19 protein-coding genes and 1 pseudogene are annotated in these 21,621 nt (G+C 31.5%); 13 read left to right on the top strand and 7 right to left on the bottom strand.

Annotation, left to right across the window (positions count from 1 at the left end; translation table 11 throughout):
• The first annotated feature begins 209 nt into the window (after positions 1–209).
• Both DFR78_RS10515 and argH read left to right on the top strand, forming a co-directional pair.
• On the top strand, positions 210–1,427 hold the full coding sequence (locus tag DFR78_RS10515) for an argininosuccinate synthase (RefSeq protein ID WP_114458800.1): 1,218 nt from the start codon (positions 210–212) through the stop codon (positions 1,425–1,427).
• Positions 1,428–2,819 carry an argininosuccinate lyase gene (gene argH / locus DFR78_RS10510; protein WP_114458799.1) on the top strand — a complete coding sequence of 464 codons (1,392 nt, stop codon included), beginning with the start codon at positions 1,428–1,430 and terminating at the stop codon, positions 2,817–2,819. It begins immediately after the preceding gene.
• A gap of 102 nt (positions 2,820–2,921) precedes the next feature.
• On the opposite strand, the gene DFR78_RS12055 is transcribed toward argH, so the two are convergent.
• On the bottom strand, positions 2,922–3,074 hold the full coding sequence (locus tag DFR78_RS12055; RefSeq protein ID WP_199505611.1) for a hypothetical protein: 153 nt from the start codon (positions 3,072–3,074) through the stop codon (positions 2,922–2,924).
• A 92-nt stretch (positions 3,075–3,166) separates the two neighbouring features.
• On the opposite strand from DFR78_RS12055, the gene tnpB reads away from it, so the two are divergent.
• The 9 genes and pseudogenes from tnpB to DFR78_RS10465 all read left to right on the top strand — a co-directional run bounded on the left by tnpB (position 3,167) and on the right by DFR78_RS10465 (position 13,351).
• The gene (tnpB, locus tag DFR78_RS10505) at positions 3,167–4,288 is read left to right on the top strand and encodes an IS200/IS605 family element RNA-guided endonuclease TnpB (protein ID WP_114458798.1); all 1,122 of its coding nucleotides are present in this window, start codon (positions 3,167–3,169) and stop codon (positions 4,286–4,288) included.
• Positions 4,289–4,420: 132 nt separating this feature from the next.
• Positions 4,421–4,726 (top strand): annotated as a pseudogene (locus DFR78_RS10500) (SDR family oxidoreductase); the annotation flags it as partial.
• A gap of 293 nt (positions 4,727–5,019) precedes the next feature.
• Entirely contained in the window at positions 5,020–6,297 is a 1,278-nt protein-coding gene (locus DFR78_RS10495) for a M48 family metallopeptidase (protein ID WP_158531764.1), read from the top strand.
• 117 nt (positions 6,298–6,414) lie between these two features.
• A complete protein-coding gene (locus DFR78_RS10490; protein ID WP_114458795.1) occupies positions 6,415–7,635 on the top strand; it encodes an ROK family protein in 1,221 nt (406 codons plus the stop codon).
• Positions 7,636–7,746: 111 nt separating this feature from the next.
• A complete protein-coding gene (locus DFR78_RS10485; RefSeq protein WP_114458794.1) occupies positions 7,747–9,267 on the top strand; it encodes an ABC transporter substrate-binding protein in 1,521 nt (506 codons plus the stop codon).
• A gap of 65 nt (positions 9,268–9,332) precedes the next feature.
• Positions 9,333–10,253 carry an ABC transporter permease gene (locus tag DFR78_RS10480; RefSeq protein ID WP_114458793.1) on the top strand — a complete coding sequence of 307 codons (921 nt, stop codon included), beginning with the start codon at positions 9,333–9,335 and terminating at the stop codon, positions 10,251–10,253.
• 12 nt (positions 10,254–10,265) lie between these two features.
• Complete coding sequence (locus DFR78_RS10475; RefSeq protein ID WP_233487050.1) at positions 10,266–11,123, top strand: ABC transporter permease; 858 nt, start codon at positions 10,266–10,268, stop codon at positions 11,121–11,123.
• 23 nt (positions 11,124–11,146) lie between these two features.
• Entirely contained in the window at positions 11,147–12,598 is a 1,452-nt protein-coding gene (locus DFR78_RS10470) for a M81 family metallopeptidase (protein WP_114458792.1), read from the top strand.
• 9 nt (positions 12,599–12,607) lie between these two features.
• Positions 12,608–13,351, top strand: a complete 744-nt coding sequence (locus tag DFR78_RS10465; RefSeq protein WP_114458791.1) for a copper homeostasis protein CutC — start codon at positions 12,608–12,610, stop codon at positions 13,349–13,351.
• 224 nt (positions 13,352–13,575) lie between these two features.
• On the opposite strand, the gene frlD is transcribed toward DFR78_RS10465, so the two are convergent.
• The 6 genes from frlD to DFR78_RS10435 all read right to left on the bottom strand — a co-directional run bounded on the left by frlD (position 13,576) and on the right by DFR78_RS10435 (position 19,522).
• Positions 13,576–14,358, bottom strand: a complete 783-nt coding sequence (frlD, locus tag DFR78_RS10460; RefSeq protein ID WP_114458790.1) for a fructoselysine 6-kinase — start codon at positions 14,356–14,358, stop codon at positions 13,576–13,578.
• Between the two features lie 16 nt (positions 14,359–14,374).
• The gene (locus DFR78_RS10455; protein ID WP_114458789.1) at positions 14,375–15,175 is read right to left on the bottom strand and encodes an alpha/beta hydrolase family protein; all 801 of its coding nucleotides are present in this window, start codon (positions 15,173–15,175) and stop codon (positions 14,375–14,377) included.
• Positions 15,176–15,342: 167 nt separating this feature from the next.
• Positions 15,343–16,719 carry an amino acid permease gene (locus tag DFR78_RS10450; protein WP_114458788.1) on the bottom strand — a complete coding sequence of 459 codons (1,377 nt, stop codon included), beginning with the start codon at positions 16,717–16,719 and terminating at the stop codon, positions 15,343–15,345.
• Between the two features lie 56 nt (positions 16,720–16,775).
• Entirely contained in the window at positions 16,776–17,597 is an 822-nt protein-coding gene (frlC, locus tag DFR78_RS10445; RefSeq protein WP_114458787.1) for a fructoselysine 3-epimerase, read from the bottom strand.
• Positions 17,598–17,615: 18 nt separating this feature from the next.
• Complete coding sequence (locus DFR78_RS10440; RefSeq protein ID WP_114458786.1) at positions 17,616–18,641, bottom strand: SIS domain-containing protein; 1,026 nt, start codon at positions 18,639–18,641, stop codon at positions 17,616–17,618.
• Positions 18,642–18,667: 26 nt separating this feature from the next.
• Positions 18,668–19,522 (bottom strand): sugar phosphate isomerase/epimerase, encoded by an 855-nt coding sequence (locus tag DFR78_RS10435; protein WP_114458785.1) that lies wholly within the window; start codon positions 19,520–19,522, stop codon positions 18,668–18,670.
• A 187-nt stretch (positions 19,523–19,709) separates the two neighbouring features.
• Here DFR78_RS10435 and DFR78_RS10430 point away from each other — a divergent pair, with 187 nt between their 5' ends.
• Both DFR78_RS10430 and DFR78_RS10425 read left to right on the top strand, forming a co-directional pair.
• Positions 19,710–20,453, top strand: a complete 744-nt coding sequence (locus DFR78_RS10430) for a GntR family transcriptional regulator (RefSeq protein ID WP_114458784.1) — start codon at positions 19,710–19,712, stop codon at positions 20,451–20,453.
• 173 nt (positions 20,454–20,626) lie between these two features.
• Positions 20,627–21,472: a PfkB family carbohydrate kinase gene (locus tag DFR78_RS10425; protein ID WP_114458783.1), complete on the top strand. Its 846-nt coding sequence runs from the start codon at positions 20,627–20,629 to the stop codon at positions 21,470–21,472.
• Positions 21,473–21,621: the final 149 nt, after the last annotated feature.

Below are 21,621 nucleotides of genomic sequence, written 5' to 3'. Positions count from 1 at the left end.
AATACAAAAGGCAAGTTAGAGGATATACTGTTGGGCTAACAGGATTTTAAGCCTGTGGAGATGGTGGGTTACCACTTCTAAGAAGCAGGAATCCTCGTGGGCTTGCCCCGAGGAGGGTCAATTGAAATATTTACTTTAAAATTAGAATACAGGAGATTAAAAAACTATTAGATTTGACGTAACGTCCAAAAAAATTGGAGGTATAAATAATGAAAAATAATAATAAAATAAATAAAATTTTGCTTGCATATTCTGGTGGACTTGATACTTCTGTCTGTATAAAATGGCTGGAAGATAAGTATGATGCAGATGTAATAACATATACTGCTAATCTGGGCCAGCAGCAGGACTGGGAAAAGGTAAAAGAAAAAGCACTCAAAACAGGTGCGGTAAAAGCCTATATAGATGATTTAAAAGAAGAATTTTTAGAAAAATATGTTTTTGCCGGTTTAAAAGCAAATGCACTTTATCAGGGTAAATATCCTCTAGCCACTGCACTGGCCAGACCCCTTATAGCCAAAAAAATGGTAGAAATAGCTCAGAAAGAAAATGCAGATGCAGTTGCACACGGCTGTACAGGTAAAGGAAATGATCAGGTGAGATTTGAGGTTTCTTTTAAAGCCCTTGCTCCAGATCTGGCAGTAATTGCACCTTTAAGAGACTGGGGCTTTACTTCCAGAGAAGAAGAAATCGAGTATGCTGCTAAAAATAATATAGAAGTAAAGGCAACAAAAGACAGCCCATACAGTATAGACCAGAATCTCTGGGGCATAAGTATTGAATGTGGTGTTCTGGAGGATCCATGGGAAGAGCCCCCTGCAGATGCATATCAGTGGACAAAAGCAGTAAATGATACTCCTGATAAGCCACAGTATTTAACAATAGCTTTTTCTGAGGGAATTCCAATAAAGCTGAATGATAAAGCTGTTTCACCTGAAGATCTTGTGCAGGAATTAAATAAAATTGGGTCAGAATATGGTGTAGGGAGACTTGATATGGTTGAAGACAGGCTGGTTGGAATTAAATCCAGAGAAATTTATGAAGCCCCTGCAGCAGATATTCTCATAAAAGCACATAAAGCTCTGGAATCTCTGACATTGGATAGAGAAAGCAGGAATTATAAAGCACAGATTTCTGATAAATATGCTGAATTAACATATTATGGTCAGTGGTTTTCTCCTTTAAGAGAAGCTCTGGACTCCTTTATAAATAAAACACAGGAAAAGGTCAATGGCACAGTAAAAATTAAACTGGAAAAAGGAAATGCTGTAGTTGTGGGCAGAAAATCTGATAATTCACTTTATCAATATGGATTGGCCACTTATGATGAGAATGATATTTTTGATCATGATTCTGCAGCAGGATTTATTAATCTCTGGGCACTTCCTCTTCAGGTAGCTTATCATAATTCAGAGGTGAAAAAATAGATGAAACTCTGGGGTGGAAGATTCGAAACTGATACAGATCAGATTATGGACCAATTTAATTCGTCTTTATCATTTGATATAAAATTGATGGAATATGATATTCAGGGAAGTCTGGTTCATGTAGAAATGCTGGGCAGACAGGGTATAATATCTGCAGAAGAAGCTAATACTATAATTAAGGGTCTCAAAGAAGTAAGAAAAGACCTTGCAGAGGAAACTGCCGGAGGAAATATAGATTTAACAGAAGCAGAAGATATACATACACTTATTGAAAAAAGATTAACAGAAAAAATAGGTAAAACAGCAGGGAAAATGCATACGGGGAGAAGCAGAAATGATCAGGTGGCTCTGGATATGAGGCTTTATCTCAGGGATAAAACAGATGAAATAATTGATCTTATTGATAACTTCCTTAAGATTTTACTGGAACTTGCTGAAAAAAACAAAAAAACTGTAATGCCTGGTTATACACATATGCAGAGAGCCCAGGTTATCAGCTTTGGACATCACCTTCTTGCTCATTATTTTAAATTAAAGAGGGATAAAGAAAGATATCTGGACTGCCGAAAAAGAATAAATATTTCTCCACTTGGTTCCGGGGCACTGGCAGGCAGCTCTTTTCCGCTTGATAGAAGCTGGACAGCGGAAAAACTCAATTTCTCCAGACCGTGCAAAAACTCTATAGATGGTGTAAGTGACAGAGATTTTATTGTGGAATTTTTATCAGTTTCGGCAAATATGATGGCACACTTAAGCAGTATGAGTGAAGAAATTATTCTCTGGAATTCAGCTGAGTTTGATTTTATAGAACTGGATGACCGTTATACAACAGGAAGCAGTATTATGCCCCAAAAGAAAAATCCCGATTTAGCAGAGCTTGTAAGAGGCAAATCAGGAAGAGTTATTGCAAATTTAAATCAGATTTTGATAACAATTAAAGGACTTCCACTTGCTTATAATAAAGACCTCCAGGAAGATAAAGAGTGGCTTTTTGATACTGTAAAAACAATTAAAGTAATCTTAACATTGTTTCCAGAGATGATTAGAACACTGAAGGTAAACAAAGAAAATATGCTGAAAGCTGCCGGTAAGGGTTATTTAAATGCTACAGAGCTGGCAGATTTTATGGCAGAACACTCTATTCCATTTAGGACAGCACACAGCATAGTTGGTAAAGCAGTTTTATATGCAGTAGAAAATGATAAAGAATTAAATCAATTAACTGAAGATGAATGGAAAAAAGTTTTTCCTTCTGATGTTGAATACAGTGAGGAAAAATTAACTTTCAAATTAGACATAAAAAATTCGTTAAATAATCATTCTACTTATGCGGGTCCATCCCCTGATGAAGTACAAAAAATTATCGAAGAAGAAAAATCTGCTTCCAAATAGATTCAAATTAAGTTATAGAAGTTAGGCACTAGAAAACCTGACGGGCTTGCCCTCCCGGATGAATAGTGGCTAATTTTGAAGTAATTAAATATTACTTTAAAATTATTCTTTTTCCTGGTTCTCATACTTATTAAGTACCATCTTCATACCTTCTTCCATTAAATCATTAGCATTGCAATCTTTTTTTAGAGCTAATATTCTAATTTTCTTATATAATTCTTCATTTAAAGTAGTGTTGACTGCTTTTCTTGGCATACTGAACACCTCCTACAATTATTATACTATATAGTTGACAATATATCAATACAATAGTATAATACAGTTAACAATATAAGGAGATAAATATAATGATTAAGAAATTCAAGCCAATTAATAAAGCATATAAATTTAGAATATACCCCAATCAAGAACAACAAGAGTTAATTGATAAGACTATTGGTTGTAGTAGGTTTATTTACAACGAATTTTTAACAAAAACTAAAGAAGAAAATTATCAATCATATACTAAATATTCCAGACAACTGCCTCAACTAAAAAAAGAATATGAGTGGCTTAAAGAAGTAGATAGTATAGCTTTACAGCAAAGTCTTAAAGACCTGGATAGAGCTTTTAAGAATTTCTTTAGCGGCAAATATAATTATCCTAAATTCAAATCTAAAAAAAGTGCCAGACAATCATACAGAACTCAAAAATTTATCAGATCCAGTGGCAGCACTAATATTGAAATAAAAGATAATTACATCAAATTACCTAAACTATCCTGGGTAAAATTTGTTAAATCTAAAAAAGTTAAGGGTAAAATCAATAATGTTACAGTTTCTAAATCTAGAGCAGGCAAATATTATATCTCGATTAATGTTAGACAAATTTTAAAAACAGTTGTTAACAATAATCAGGGTGAATTAGGATTAGATTTAGGAATTAAAGACTTTTTAACTACTTCTAATGGTGAACATATAGAAAATCCTGGACACCTTTCTAAATATCAGGATAAACTTGCTAAATTACAAAGAAGGTTAGCTCGTAAAGAAGAAGGTAGCAACAATTGGAAAAAACTTAAAAAGAAAATTGCTAAAGTTCATGAAAAAATCAAAAATATTCGTAAAGACTTTTTGCATAAACTGTCCACTAGACTAACAAAGGAGAACCAACTTTTAGTCATAGAGGACTTAAATGTAAAAGGTATGCTTAAAAATTCTAAACTGGCAAAACATATTTCTGATTGTGCCTGGAATATGTTTACTACAATGCTCAAATATAAAGGTGAATGGTATGATTGTATAGTGCATAAAGTAGATATGTTTTTTGCTAGTAGTCAAACCTGTAATGTATGTGGTACTAAAAATCCTAAAGTCAAAGACCTATCAGTTCGTACCTGGACTTGTAGCTGTGGTGCAGCCCATAATCGAGATATAAATGCTGGTAAAAATCTTTTAAAACAGGGTAAATTAGATTTAGGTATAAGATAGACTATATAGGGTAGGGCTTACCCGAATTTACGCCTTTTGAGAGAACGTAAGACCTAACTTAATCTACCATTCGGTATGCTTTGAGTAGGCAATTCTCTATGAATAAGGAATCCACGTAGGCTTGCCCCGTGGAGCGTCAATGGACTTATGAAAACACTGTCCAGAGAGCTGGCGCCAGAAATTAGAGCTAACGCAATTTTGCCTGGTTCACATGAAACAAACCGCATAAAAAATATAATTGAAAGTCAGCTGGAACGGGGAGAATTTGACAGTTATGAAGAGGCACTTGACTTTAGGAGTAAAAATATACCATTTAAAAGATTGGGTAAGCCTGAGGAATTAGGTGATCTAGTTGCCTTCTTATCTTCGGGAAAATCAAGTTATATTAATGGAGCGGCAGTAGTCATAGATGGTGGGGGCGGCCGATCAAATCTTTAAAATATAAAAATAAATCACTGCTGGAGCAGTGGTAAAATGGATAAAGATATTGAAGTGATTATTGTTGACCATGATCCGATGATATGTCAGCTGCAGAAAGCTGAATAAACTGTTTTAACTTATAATTCTGCTGGAGAAATAAATTTTCTTCGGCAGAATTTTTCTTTATTTAAAAGAGAATCTATATTAAAATAGAATAAAGAAATATAAGACTTCTTTTTTTAAAAAAGATTTAAATGAGAAAACCTGGGAAATTTTTAAAATATATTGCAGCAAAAAAGGAGAATTATAATATGGAAAAAAACTATAAAAAAATCTCTATTATATTATTAACAGCAGCAGTAATTATAATCTGCAGTGGCAGTATTATGGCATTTTCTCAATATGAAAAAGATGTTTCGGATAGATTATATAATGATTTAGATAAAAAGTATCGAATAGAAAAATTTTCTTCTGATAGTGCTGAACAAAAAATACTTAATCGTCTTGTAAGTAATTTAGATAATAAAGAAATGAAAGAAGCTGGGTTTGAGATACATTATATTGATTCTGATGTAATTAATGCATATTATATAGGCAATGGAAAGATAATGTTATTTAGCGGACTGTTAAATAAATTAAAAACCGATGAACAGCTGGCAGGTCTTATTGCACATGAGATGGGCCATGCCTATTACAGACATCTATATAAAGACTTAGAAAATAATATGGGTGTATCTGTAATAGGATTAATCTTTAACTATTTTACTGATAATCAGTATGCAAATATTACAGGTATAGCTCAAAATTTGATAACTAAAGGATTTTCTAGAGAGCAGGAACAGGAAGCTGACCTTTTTGCAGTAGATTTAATGTTAAAATCAAATTATAACCCCCAGGGTTTAGTCGAATTAATGGAGATTTTCAAAGAAGAAAGTGGTGGAAGTAAACTTCTGGAATTTACTCAGACTCATCCCATTCCTGATACAAGGATAAAATATATTTCTGATTATATCGATAAAAAGACAGGAAAGAAAATAGGAGATGTATCAATTAAAGATACAGATAAAAACGATGATATTCCTGAGTTGAATAGAAATAAAAATGATCAAAAAACAGATGGAGGTAGTAAAGATTATATAACCAGCACAGATAGAATCGAGCTCAAACAAAAATTTTCAGATAAACATTTCAGCATTCAACTTCCAGAATCATGGAAATTGAATGAAATAAAAAAACAGAGGAGTGATGAATTATCAGCATATGAACTGGATAGTGAAGAGAAAAATGTTTCGGGAGTAATAAGGGTATTTGATTTAGGAAACAGAGAATTTATGGAAACTGCTGAAAAAAATTATAAATATCAGCTTATATCTGAGGAAAATTATGATGTAATAGATAGTGGAAAACTTAATTATAAAAAAGAGAGTTACTATGTTTATAAAGAAAATGATAATGAATATAAATATGAATATTTAATTTCTCTGACAGATAAAAAAATGCTGAAAGCTTTATTTTTTATGGATAAAAGTGTTAATAAAGAAAGCAAGGTTAAACTAGAAAAAATAGTTGAAAGTATATCAAATCTATAAAACGCGGTATTAGTTTTGAACAAAAGAGAACTGTTATAAAAAAAATTAAATTTGACGAATTTTCAAAAAAATGTTATATTATAGATAGAATAATTATTTTTTTCGGAGGAAAAATTCATGACTGCAAATAAAGCAAATGATATGTCGACAATGAGAATAGGAAATACACTTTTAATCTTGAGAGATTTATATGAAGGCGGTTTTGCCTCTAGATCAGACATCAGTAGATCAACCAGCTTAAGTTCGTCTGCTGTCACATCGATTACAAAAGAACTGCTGCAGAAAAAAATGATTGTGGAAAAAGAACCTGATAATGTAAGTGGTGTGGGCAGGCCGCGGAAACCTCTGTATATTAATGATAAAGACTGGTATGTTTTGGGAGTACATATTTCGGGAGATCAAAACTTAAAACTGGCGGTATTTAATCTGCTGCTGGAAAAAGTAGCCGAAAGAGAGTTTGAACTTGAAAGTTATAAACCAGAAGATGTTGTTAAAAAAATAATTTCAGCTTACAGTTCTCTTAAAGCTGAAATAAGCAAAAAAGGCAGATGTCTGGCTCTTGGACTGAGTATAACAGGTATTGTTGATAGAAAAAAAGGAAAATGTTATTTTTCTGAGATTTTAAAATGGGAAGATGTAGATATAAAAAATCTTTTTAAAGATAAAATTAATATTCCAATTATTATAGAAAGAGATGTTAATGCTCTGGCTCTTTCTGAACATATGATTATGGAAAAAAATGAGGTTCCAGATTCGCTTGCTGTAATAATGGTCGGCCGGGGAATGGGACTTGGGATGATAATTGATGGACAGATATACAGCGGTAATCTGGGAAGTGCAGGGGAAATATCACATATACTTTCAGTAGACAGTAGTTATAAAAAGAAATGTATCTGCGGCAAATCCGGGTGTATTTCTACAATTTTAAGCAAAAAAATGCTGATTGATAGAATTCATTCCCTATTAAAAAAGGTAAAAATAGAAGATTTTGATATAGAAAAGTTAGAAGAAGATCCACTTGAGTATTTAGCTCAGCTTAATGTTAAAAATGATAATAATTTAGACAAGGATTTTGTAGAGTCTGTCAGTTACCTGCTCAAGATTATAACAGAAATCTATGCACCTGAGAAATTAATATTAAGTTCAAATTATAATTTTACAGTTTCTAAAGAAGCAGAGATTAGGAGAATTTATAATAGAGAAATGACTCTTCCGCAGAGATTTATCAAAGATATTGAATTCAAAAGACATTCCAGTACAGAGTGGGCCAGAGGGGCTGCTTCTGTGGTTGTTCATGACCTTTTAAATAATTATTATCTCTGGAATTATGTTGAATAAAATTTTTATTTAATTATTTTTTCCTTTGAAAAAAATAATTAATGAAGGGAGGTATTAGAGGATATTTTTGTGCCTTTTTTAAAGTTTTAAAACCCAAAAGGAGTGGAAAAAATGAAAAAAATTGCTTCATTAGTATTAGTTTTATTTGTCCTGATGATATTGAGTGCTGGTGCAGAAGCAGAAGAATTGACTATTATGCATAGTGAGCCTCCACTGACTATGGATCCAGCAAATCACAGTGCTGGATATACTATGGCTGTTCTGTATCCTATGTATGAAACTTTAACTATGTTTAATGAAGAAATGGAAGTAGTTCCTTCATTAGCTACTTACTGGGAAGCATCAGAAAATGGTACTGAATGGACATATCAGATCAGAAAAGGAGTTAAATTTCATGATGGTTCAGAACTTAATGCCGAAGTTGTAAAAGCAAATTTCGAAAGAATTTTAAATCCTGATAATGGTCTTTCTACAAGATCTCGTTTCGCAGATGTCATAGAAAAAGTCGAAGTTTTAGACGATTATACTGTGAAGTTTAATTTGGAGAAACCATACCCGGCATTTCACCATTTAACTTCCATTCACAGTGGAGCTATTATTAGTCCTAAAGCACTTAAAAAAGGCAATGAATTTCTGGCAAGAAATGCTGTAGGAACCGGGCCATACAAGTTTGTTGAATGGGTCTCTGGAGAAAGAGTTGTTATGGAGAAAAATGAAAACTATTGGAAGGATAATAGTGATAGTGTAGAAAAAATGGTTTTCAAATGGTCTTCCGAAAAGTCTGTTAGAGTTATGGCTTTACAGTCAGGTGAAGTAGATGTTATTTTCCCAGTACCACCTGCATATGCAAATGTTATTGAAAATGCACCTAACTTAAAGTTATATGAAGAACCGAGTGATAAGACATTGTGGCTTGCTCTTAATACACTGCATGAACCGCTTGATAATGTAAAAGTTCGTCAGGCTCTTAATTATGCAACAGATAGAGAAGCAATGATAAAATCTCTTCTTTTTGGTCATGGTACAGCTGCAAATTCACCAATGGGACCAGTATCTTTTGGTTATGATCCGGAAACCCCTGCATATGAATATAATCTGGAAAAAGCGAGAGAGCTGCTTAAAGAAGCAGGTTATGAAGATGGATTTACTCTTCCCATAGCTGTACAGGAAGCAGAAACAAATATTGCTGAAGCTCTGCAGGGTATGTGGTCAGATATTGGAGTAGAAGTTGAAGTCAACAGAATGGAATATGGTCTCTGGGCAGATGAGGTATTTAGAGCGCCAGAGAATAACAAAGGTTATAGTGTAATCGCTTCCTGGGCTGCTTCTCTTGTAGATGCAGATGGATTTCTGACACCACTTTTCCATACAGACAGTTTTGCACCAGCTGGCGCCAACCTCGGATTTTATTCAAATAAAAAAGTAGACAGCCTTTTAGATGAAGCTGCAAGAACTGTAAATCCTGATAAGAGACTGGAACTTTATTCAGAAGCACAGAGAATTATTCAGGATGAAGCTGCACATGTATCATTATATTATGCAAATAGTCTTGCCGGTATGAACCAAAAAGTAAAAAATGTCTGGATGATGAGTGATATGCTTGTATTTAGAGATCCAGTAATTTCTGAATAATTAATCTAAAATTAGACCTGTGCCTTAACAGGGTACAGGTCTTCTTTTATAGGGAGGTAAAAATTTTGGGAAGTTATATTGCAAAAAAGCTGATTATGCTGCCTCTAGTATTATTAGTAGTATCATTTATAATATTTATGCTGCTTAGATTTATTCCCGGAGATCCTGCAAGACTGATGGCAGGACAGCAGGCAACACAGGAAGATGTAGAAATGATGAGGAGCCGTCTGGGACTTGATAAAAACATATTTCTTCAATATGGATTATTTCTTAAGAATGCTGTTCAGGGTGATTTAGGAAGTTCTATTCGGTCTAATAAACCTGTGATAGAAGAAATAGCTTCACGACTGCCAAATACTGCAGTTCTAGCTGTAAGCAGTTATACAATTGCAACACTGGTGGGGGTGACAGCTGGGGTTCTTGCGGCAGTATTCCAGTATTCATGGTTTGACCAGGGAGTTATGTTTTTTGCTATTTTAGGTGCATCTACCGCTAATTTCTGGCTGGCTTTACTCGGAATGAGTTTGTTTTCTGTTAAACTTGGTATTTTGCCGCTTATGGGAACAGGCACCTGGCAGCATCTTGTCTTACCAACACTATCACTTGCATTTTATCCAACAGCCCTCATTGCCCGCATGAGCCGCTCCAGTATGCTGGAAATTATAAGGCAGGATTATATAAGAACAGCTCGAGCAAAAGGATTAAAAGAAACTGTTGTATATATTAAACATGCTTTAAGAAATGCTTTTATACCGATCATAACTGTAATAGGACTTCAGTTTGGCGTTTTATTTGGTGGTGCAGTTGTAACAGAAACTGTCTTCAGCTGGCCCGGGATTGGACGGCTTCTTGTGGATTCTGTTCGTTATAGAGATTATCCACTTATACAGGGAACTGTACTGATGACAGTATTTATGGTTGTATTTATTAATTTTATGGTCGATTTAATTATAGTAAAAATAGATCCTCGAATAAGATTTGATTGAGAGGTGAATTAATTGTCTAATAATAAAGTTAAAAAAATATTTAATATTAATTTTCTTAAAAAAAGAAAAGGTATGGTTATTGGTGCTGTAATGGTTATTATTTTGATTTTAAGTGGAATATTTGCACCCTTTATTGCACCATATGATCCATATAATCAGGATCTGGGGAAAAGTTTTACTGCACCAAATGATGAACATATTTTTGGTACAGATCAATTTGGAAGAGATATTTTTTCGCGTGTTATTTATGGTATCAGAATAAGTATAATGGAGATATTCTTTTCAGTGGGCCTATCTCTGCTTATAGGTGTTCCACTTGGTCTGGTAGCCGGATATTTTGGAGGAAGAATTGATCAGATGATAATGTGGTTTCTGGATATTATATTTTCTTTTCCCGGCATTTTACTTGCTATACTAATAGTAAGTATTTTAGGACCTTCTCTAATAAATATGCTGATAGCTATTTCAATTTTTTCTGTTCCTATTTATGGTAGATTGAGCAGGAATCTGACCCTTTCTCTTAAACAGCAGGAATTTGTACTGGCTGCAAGAGCAATTGGTGCTAAAAAAGGTAGAATTATGTTTAAACATATTTTAAGAAATGCAGTAGCACCTCTACTTGTACAGGCAACATTAACTGCCGGAGGAGTGATACTGAGTGCATCTTCTCTCAGTTTTCTGGGGCTTGGAGTACAGCCTCCTATACCGGAATGGGGAGGATTAATAGGAAATGGAAGAAGCTTTATAGGTGTGGCACCATATATGTCGCTCTTTCCAGGTCTTGCAATTACCTATACTGTATTAGCATTTAATATTCTGGGTGATGGACTGAGAGATTATCTCGATCCCAAGTTAAAAAATAAAGAATAACATATAGAAGTGGGGCTGAAAAAATGAAGATTTTAGTTGGAATGATTCATCATGAATCAAATTCTTTTAATCCAGAGCTAACAGAGCTGGATGAATTTAAAATACTTAAAGGTGAAGAAGTTTTAGAAAACAGAGATATGTACAGCCATTCCAGCCTGAAGGGAATAATGGAAACTTTAAAGAAAAACAAATTTGAAATTGTACCTACAGCTGTTTTTTTACCCACCTCTGAAGGGGGTCTTGTCAGTGATGGGGCCTATCAAAAAATTAAAAAAATATATATAAATGAAATGGAAAAGCATAAAGATATTGATGGGGTTTGTCTAGCACTACATGGTTCTATGACTACAGAGAGTCATCTTGATGTTGAGGGGGATATTTTAAGTGAAACTCGTGCTTTTTTTGGAGATGATGTTTGGATAACTGCTGCTGTTGATATGCATGCTATGATAACAGATAAAATGATAAAAAATGCAGATGGACTTACAGCATATAGAACTGCTCCCCATGTTGATAAATATGAGACAGGTGTAAGAGCGGCTGATATGCTGCTTAAAGCTTTGAAGGAAAATATTGAATTAAAGATGTCTGGAGTTAAAATTCCCTATCTTGTTTCAGGTGAAAAATCAGAAGGCAGCAAATATCCAATGAATGAATTGCTAAAAAAACTTGAACTTGTAGATAAAAAAGAAAAAGTACTTAATTCTTCCTTCTGTTTGGGTTTTCCCTGGTCTGATGTTAAATTCAACACTGTTTCAGCACTGGTGGTCACTGAAGAAAGCAAAAAGATTGCTGATCAGGAAGCTAAATATTTGGCACGTCTATTCTGGGATAAAAGATATGATTTTAAATTTACCACACCAGCATATTCGCTGTCAGAATCACTTAAAATAGCTGCTGCAGAAGATGACAGTCCTGTTTTTATAATTGACTCAGGAGATAATCCGGGAGCAGGAAGCAGTCAGAAAATAGTTGAACCACTAATTTATTTAACAGAAAATAATTTCAAGAATGTATTATATGGTTCTGTCTGTGACAGAGAAGTTGTTGACTTACTCTCAGAGGCTGGCCCTGGTGTAAGAAAAGATATTTATTTGGGCCAGAAAAATAGTGATCCGAAATCAGGTAAAGTTAAATTCTGCTGTAAAGTAAAAAAGATAAGGTACTATAAAGGTATTAAATCTGTTTTAACTGATATAGATGGTATTGATGTGATAATTTCCAATCAAAAAGTTGTTATGACCGATCCCGAATTTGTGTTTAATTTTGATATTAAACTTGATAATTATAAAATAATAATGTTCAAAAGTGGATATCTGGCACCTGAATATCAGCCTTACTCTAAAAAAACACTGCTTGCTTTAACTCCAGGTTATACATATCAGGAGCTGGAAAAACTTCCATATAAAAATGTTAAAAGACCTATTTTTCCGGTTGATAAAATAGATAAAATTGAATTTGAAACTTTTTGCTGAGGTGATTGTATGAAAAAAACAACTTTAGAAATATGCTGTGCTTCAGCTGCTGATGCCGTAGAAGCAGAAAAAGGTGGAGCTGACAGAATTGAGTTAAATTCTGCAATGGTTTTTGGAGGTCTGACGCCCAGTATTGGTGATTTAATTGAAGCAAAAAAAAGGATTAATATTCCAGTAGTAGTTATGATAAGACCACGCAGTGGAGGTTTTTGCTGCAGTGAGATAGAATTTGAAGTAATGAAAAAAAATGCTGAAAAACTGCTTGCTGCTGGTGCAGATGGAATTGTTTTTGGAATTTTAAAGGAAGATGGCAGTCCTGATATAGAGAAAAATAAAATAATGAGAAAAATTGCTGGAGATAAAGAAGCTGTGTTTCACAGGGCTTTTGATATTGTTTCTGATCCCTTTGCCGCAGTTGACCAGCTGACAGATATCGGTATAGATCGAATACTGACAAGTGGACAGCAGGCTAAAGTTGAAGATGGTTTAAAGCTGGCCAGAGAAATAATTAATTATGCAGGTGACAGGATAGAGGTTCTTCTTGGTGGAGGAATAAGGGAACATAATGTAAAAAAAATAATTTTAAGAACAGGGGCAGAACAGATTCATCTTTCTGCATTTAAAGAAATATTTGATAATTCGGCTTCTCATCAAACAAAGGTTTCATTTAATGGTTTAAAATCTCTGCCAGAAAACAAGTATAAAATTACTGATAGTAAAAAAGTAAAAGCAGTAAAAAATAATATAAGTTAATTTAATCCCTAACTTTTCAGTTAGGGATTAAATGATGCGAAAATTATTATTTAATACTTTTTGAAGTGTAACCATGTTAGTTGATAGCTAATAAAAATACCCGGCGATGTGCCGGGTTAATAGCAGAAACCGTTTTATATTTTAATTTGGTTCTGTGACTATCAGGATAATCAAAATTTTATTATATGCAGTTTAAATCTAAAATAAATTAATGTTAAATATAATTACCAAGCGCCTTTATGACTTATATTTTTGGCAGCATTTTTTGTCCCCAACTCCATTGCCTCTAAATCTGTTTTTTCTTCCATTTTAGCTTTCAAAAAGCCAGCGATAAACGCGTCACCAGCTCCCATTGTATCTACTACATTAGTTTTGATGATTCCATATTTCAAAAAATCGTAGCCATTATATAAAATACTCCCATTTTCTCCCAAAGTAACTATTACATAATTTGCACCTTTTAAATGTATTTTTTTCATATAGGATCTAATAAAATCATCATCTTTTTGATAAGAAAAAAATGCATATTTTATATATTTTATTATTTTTTCTAATATATTATTTTCTAGTTTGTTAGCAAAATCAAAAGAAATGTCTAACCCATTATTGTGAAAATATTGTAAGTATTTATCTGTTTTACCCCAGAAACCAGAATGAACAAGATCATGTCCAAGTATAAAGTTTAAGTCTTCTTTTTTTAGTTCAAACTTGGTGAAGACCCCTTCATTATAATCACCTAAAATTCTTTCTCCATTGATTAGTTTTACTTCCGTAACAGCTGTTTTACCTTTTAGCTGTTTCAAATGGGTTATATTTACATTTTCTTTTTTTAAAGAATTTTTTAAAAAATTTCCATACTTATCATTTCCAATTACTCCAATATAAGAAGAATTACCATTCAATCTACTAAAATAGACAGCAACATTAACCGGATTTCCTCCAGGAAATAATTCATTAGTATTAATATATTTATCAATACAATTATCACCAACTGCAGCTAATTTCATAATCAATTTCCTTTCTTTAATATAGTGGGGTTTGATTTAAATCAAGATTGCGGAAATATTGTAATGATTTTTGAATAGCTATATCCCAAAATGGCCAAGAATGTTCACCTTCCCATTCCAAGAAAGTATATTGATAATCAAGTTTACTTATTTTGTTTTTGAATTCCAAATTTTGTTCATAAAGAAAATCATTTTTTCCGCATATTTGAATTATTTTTGGTTTTCTTATGTTTTGCTCTTTACTTTGTAATAATAAATATAAATCATCTTTTTTTGAGAGTTTAAGATTTTTATTTATTATTCCTTTTAATTCTTTAGATTGTATATCTTTATATTTTTCATTAATTACTTTATTAATGAATTGTTTCATATTTACTATTCCAGATAGAACAGCTACTGAATTAAATTTTTCATTATTTCTTAAAGCTATTTTAAGTGCACCATATCCTCCCATAGATTCACCAGCAATATATACGTTTTCTCTCTTAGTAGAGATTTTGAACCATTTTTTAATAATTTCAATAATTTCATTTGAAACATATGAGAAATAATTAATCCCATAACTTGTATTAAAATAAAAACTTCTTTGAACTTCTGGCATTACAATAAAAAAATTATATTTTTTTGAATAATATTCAATTTTAGTAAATCTAGTCCATTCAGATGAATTTCCTCCTAAACCATGTAAAAGTATTAGTAATTTAGGCGCATTTGTGAAGAGTGGTGTTACATCATTAGAAAGCTCAGGAATAATAATTTTAATATTTGTTGTCATTTTTAGTTTTTGTGAATAAATATCGCCTGAAAAAAAAGCCATAAAATCACCTCTACTGATATTAAAATAATAAGATATACTTAATAAATTTTAATTTTTTAGAATCAAATTTAATTGTGTTTTAAATATTTTTCTTAAGGAATGTTACCATCTAAATCAAATTTGATTTAGATGGTATATTTGTAAAAAACATATAAATAATAATTATATTAATTTTTAACCTTTTTTTTCTTGCTTTCCCAATAATAATATACAGGAAGTCCTGTTGTTACAACAATAATTGCACTTATTATTCCTTTAATCGGTGCCCATTGAAAAGTTGAAACAATTAATATACTACTTGATAACATTGCAAGTATTGTTGTGAGTTTCCAAACTGGCATTCTCCATAAAGGATTATATTTTTCTTTTTTGCGGTGCCAAAAAACAGTACCAAACGTTAAGAAGTTTTTTAGTAAAGCAACAAGAGTAAAATAACCTAATAAATCTGTTATATTTGAACCAAATATTAATATTATCCCAACTAAACATTGAATTAATATTGAAAAGGCAGGTGTTTCCCATTTGGGATGTACTTCAGCAAATTTTTTAAAAAATAAACCATCTTTAGCCATTGCATATTCAATTCTTGGTTGAAACATAATACAACTTGAAAGTGATCCAATAATTACAATTATTGCTACAATTGCAGTTGCTTTACCTGCAAATTGACCGATTATGGGCATTTTTGCAAACGCTTCTGCTACAGGAGCATTGGAAGATGTTAAAATTTCCATTGGCAGCAATCCTGTGATACTAAAAGTTAAAAGACTATAAAGTGCAATAATAATCAGAACAGTGACTATTAGAGCCTTTGGCATTGTTTTAGCCGGATCTTTTATTTCGCCTGTCATATAGCAGACGGCTCCCATACCATCATAAGACCATGTGGTTGCTGCAATTCCAGCAGCTAGAGCTATTAAACCTGTTGGAGCACTGGCCAATGGTGCAGCAAAAATTAATTCAGGTTTAAAATAAAATAAACCAAAACCAATTAATATGATGAAAGGGATAATTTTAAAGAAAGTTATGAATGTTTGAAAAATACCGCCGCCTTCTACAGAACGTAAGTGAATTATCATTAACACTAAAACAAAAAGTGTAGCTACAAGTTTGATACCTATACCCTGAATAGCTGGAAATAAGAACGATAAATAATTAGCTATTGCTAAGGCCATTATTGATATAGATGGTGGATCGGTGGCCCAGAAACTAATCCATCCTGTTAAGAAAGCAAGAGGTCTACTTCCTGCTTCTCTAAAATAAATATACTGACCGCCATTTTCAGGATAAGCAGTTGCTAATTCAGCATACACTAGATTTTGGGGGATCATTATTAATCCACCAATTAGGAATGCAATCACTGTCATATAAGCTGAGCCTGAAGCAGCAGCTACTTCTCCAACTGATGAAAAGATACCTGATCCAACCGTAGTCCCAACACCAAGAGCTATAGCTGCTCCTAAACCAAGCTTTCTTTTTAATTCCACTTCTTTTTTTGGTTTAATTAAATCAATATTCTCTTCTATTTTTTCTTTAATATCCATTTTTTTCCCCTTTCTTAGATAAATAATTTTTTATGTACATAATATAATTTAAATTATTAATTTTTTAATAATTTTTTTAGATTTTTAATAGCTTTCTTTGAATATAGTGAGGGATCATTAATATAAGAAGAAACTAGTTCAATTGTTAAATAACCTTTATAATTATAATAATCTAATTCCTCTAGGTATTCTTTTAAAGGAATATTACCTTCTCCCGGTATTAAGTGGATATCACTACATCCATTATTATCAACTAAATGAATATGATAGAGTTTATCTTTTAGTTTTTCTAAATAATTTGTCAACGGTTCTTGATGAACAAATGGAGGAACTACATCACACATTCCAAATATATATTCTGATTCTATTTCTTTGAAAATAGCTTTTAAGTCATTAGTCTCACGTATTACATTTGACTCATACATAGTTAATGGTTCAATAACTATTTTGTGTTTAATTGTTTCTGCATAATTTTTTATCACTTTTAAATTTGTTAATAATAAATCCCATATTTCTTTTTTAGAAAGATAATATCCTGCATGACCAGCAGATATTAATGTGAAATCTGCTCCCATTTTTTTCGCCATATCCATCGATAATTTTATATAATCTAAAGATTCTTTGCGAATTTTATTATCAATTGTCATCATATTAAAAGGATAGGCATTTAATTCAGGGGTATATCCAAAAACGGGAATTTCATATTTATCAATTAGATCTTTAATTTCTTTTATTTTTCCATTTTTCAAATCTGGTGCATATGCATGTGGTCTACCTCCCCATAATTCAATACCATCATAGCCAAATCTTTTAGCATCTCTAAAGGCATCTTCAAGACGTTTTCTAATATAACCTGAAGTAAACATACCTATTTTCATGTGCCACCTCTTTCTTGATTAATAAGATTCAATTCCACCATAATATCTTCTATCATCAGGATTATGTCCCTTACTTATTGATAAATAATAATAGAAATATTCTAGAGGTACAAAAAGAATAAAAGGAGCTAACATTGGATGTAACCCTTTAATATAATCTTCAATGTCAAAAATAATATAATTTTCACTAAACTTTTTAACAAAATTTAGAGCTCTTTTAGTGGTATGTCGAGTTTCATCGTTTCCAAGAATGAAAATGTAGGGAACATCTTTATCAACTACTTCTAAAGGACCATGTCTGAATTCAGCTGCGTTTAATGAGCTGCCATGAGTCCAAGTGAATTCAAGCATTGTAATAACACCTTCTTTATATCCTAGTGGAAGAGTTGCCCCAGAAGAAATAGTATATATAAAGGGCCATTTTGCAGCTTTTTTTCCTAATCTTTTTGATTTTTTTTCTGTTGTTTTCACTAGATTTTTTAATATAGAAGGTAATTTTTTAATATCTGATATAATTGTTCTTAATTCTTTGTTTTCTTCTTTCTTTAAAATAAACTTAATAGACAAATAATAAGTTAAAAGTAAATGAACTTCCCAAATACAATCAGCCTTATAAGCAATTAAATTTTCTGCAGATTTTGTTAGCAAATTTTCTTCTTCATTTTTAGTAAAACCTAAAGTGAAAGCACCTTGTTTTTTTGCTTTCATGATTGAGTCGGCAACTTCTTTAGTGTTTCCTGAATCGGATACACCAATAACTGCTGTTTGTTTATTTAAAAATTTTGGTGTTTGATCTAGAAAATCCCAACCGCTATATGAAGCACATTCTATGTTAGAATATTTTCTGAATAAAAGCTCTGCAGTTTGACAAGCGCATAATGGTGAGCCGCAAGCCACAAAATAAATTTTTTTTATATTTTGAGAATCCATTTTAGTAACAAGTTTTTCTATTTTAGGAAAATCTCTTTTTATTATAGTCTCCACTTCAGAAACCATATTATCGGTAACTAAAAAATCAACTTTATTTTTATCAATTTTTAACATCCAATTCATTCCTTTCAAAGATAAATTCATATTATATTTAAGTTTTTTCTTAAAAATTCCAAAGAATTCTTAATAGATTTATGGGGATTTTCCCAATAAATTGAATCATTTATTTCTAAAGTTAAAAAGTTATAGTAGTTATTTTTTTCAAGACAATTTATATATTTGTTAAGTGGAAGTTGTCCTTCACCTAATATCAAATGTCCAGAAGGATTTCCATCAGAAAAATGAATGTGTTTTATATTTTCTTTTAAAATCGAGAAATAATCCTCTATATTTTCCTTTGCTACTTCCATAGCAACTACATCAAGACAAACATCTAAATTATCAAATTCTACTTCTTTATAAAGATTTAATAGATCATCTCTATTTGTTATTAAATTAGATTCATATGGTTGAAGCTGTTCGATTACAATTTTTGTATTGTATTCAGATGCTAACTCTAAGATTTTATTTATACTGTCTACATTTTTCTCCCAATTTGATTTTAGGGGATGGTCTCTTAGTCCACAACCAGAGTTAATAAATAAATTATTACAATCGAGAATTTTTGCATCGCAGATTGACTTTTTTAAATAATCCAAAGTTATATTTCTTTCTTCAAGACTATTGCTGGATAAATTGAAAGGATAATTTAATAACTCAGGTGTATACATAATAGTCTTCATATTTAGACTATCTAATTTCTTTTTTATTCTTTTGAGGTAATTTTCAGCACTTAAAGAGTTATAAAAGCTTAGTCTAGAATAATGAGGACTACCAGCCCAGAATTCAATATTTTTAATATTGTTTTCTTTCATTGAATTTAAAAAATAATCAAATGAATATTGTAAATATTGAACATTCATAACGGAAAAGTTATCTAGGGTAATTTTTGACATTTATTCACCTCCTATCAAAACTTTATTTAGTGGATAGTGGGGTATCCCACTAAATAAATCCTATCATTTGTTTTTAAAAATGTCAATAATTTTTATAATTTTTTTATTATTTACATCATTTGGTTAATAAGATACAATATAAATGTATATTGTAAATTAGTATTATATAATTAAGGATGTGAAATAAATGAATATAAATTTTAATATAAATAAAAATAGCCATGTTCCAATTTATTTTCAAATTAGAAAAAAAATTAAAGAGGAAATTGAAAATAGATCTTTAAAACCGGGCAGTCAATTACCTTCTGAAAGAGAACTAAGCTCAAGTTTAGGGGTTAGTAGAGTTACTATTAGAAAGGCAATTCGTGGTCTTATTACAGAAGGATATTGTGAAAAAAGAGTTGGAAAAGGTATTTTTGTAAGCGAAAAAAAAATACCCACTAACGTTCATAATCTAGAAGGCACAACAGAATTTTTACAAAAAATAGATATTAATTTAGTTACCAAAGTAATTAGCAAAGATATAATAAGTCCTAAAAAAGAAATTATTGATAAATTAAACTTAAATTTAAATGATAAGGTTTTATTTCTTTCTAGATTAAGATATTTAAAAAATGAACCACTGATTTTTGAAACTACTTATTTATCTTTAAAAAAGTATCCAGGAATAGAAAATTATAATTTTGAAGGATCTCTTTATAATATATTGCGTGAAGAATATAATGTTTTTCCTAATAATGCAGAGGGCTTTTTTAATATTATTATGGCGGGTGAAAAAGAATCAGAGTTGTTAAATGTCCAATTAAATACACCACTTTTGGTTAAAGAAGCTGCAGTTTATTCTAAAGATAAACAAATAATCGAATATAATTCTACTTTTTTTAGAACTGATAAGTTTAAGTTTATAGTTGATTCTAAATTAGCTGATTAACTTTATCTTATTTGAATTTTGTCTATTTTGAAAGTGCCATTTGTTAATTTCATGAAGGCATCACTAATTACAGCAGTACCGGCTGTAATTATTCAGCTTATTTTGCTGCCGCTTATTGTGAAAAAAGTACAACCAGTACGAAGATTCAGTCAGGAGATGAAGGAGGGTTAAAAATGAAATATGATATTTTTTCTGTAGGTGACAATGTTGCTGATTATTATCGATCTGAAAAAAGAGTTTATGCTGGTGGTGGTGCATATAATGTGGCAGTTATGGCAGGCAGAATGGGTAAAAAAACCGCATATTTTGGTACCTTTGGGACAGATGAAAATGCAAAATTCCTTTTTGATAATTTAAAAAAATCCAGAGTTGCATATCCTCTTACAGATATTAAGAAGGGTAGAAATGCAGTATCAATAGTAGAGAATAAAAATGGGGAAAGTATAATTAATGGTGTGGATAAAGGAGTATATAAGAAACTGGACATAAATGATGCACAGTTAAAGATAATTGCCAATTCTGAGATTGTACATACAACAGCATATTCTTATTTTGAAGATTATATAAAAAAGTTAAGATTTAAGACAAAAATATCATTTGATTTTTCGTATATTAGAAAAAAAGAATATTTAAAAGAACTTCTGCGCAGAGTTAATTTTGCTTTTTTCTCTGAAGCAAAAGAGAGTGAAAATGAAGAAGAATTTCTTAAATGGGCCAGCGAACAGGGAGCCGAAGTAGTTATATTGACAAGAGGGAAAAATGAAGTTTTGATGAAATATGATGGTAAATTGGTAAAAAAAAGGGTTCCAGAAGTCGAAGTGGTAGATGATCTTGGTACAGGTGATGCATTTATAGCAGGGTTTTTATCTTCATCTCTAGAAGAGAAATCTTATGAAGAGTGTTTGGATACAGCAGTTAAAACAGCTGCTAAATACTGTCAAGTAAAAGGGTCACTTGGTGTTTCTAAACCTGCAGAAAAAGAAATAATTTTATTTCAGGATGTACATGCTGATAAATAAACTTAAAGGATTTCTGTATTTTTTATGGAATAATTATTTTGTGAAATAATAGTATGATTGTAACACAAAAAGCATATAATATTTTCCAATTTACATGTTTCAAATACTAAAATAAGTCTTCTAAACACAACAATAAAAGCATTTAAAAC

Source organism: Halanaerobium sp. MA284_MarDTE_T2 (assembly GCF_003337245.1).
GTDB lineage: Bacteria > Bacillota > Halanaerobiia > Halanaerobiales > Halanaerobiaceae > QPJE01.
Note: the sequence above shows the minus strand (reverse complement) of the source record. Positions and strands in the feature narration are given on the sequence as shown.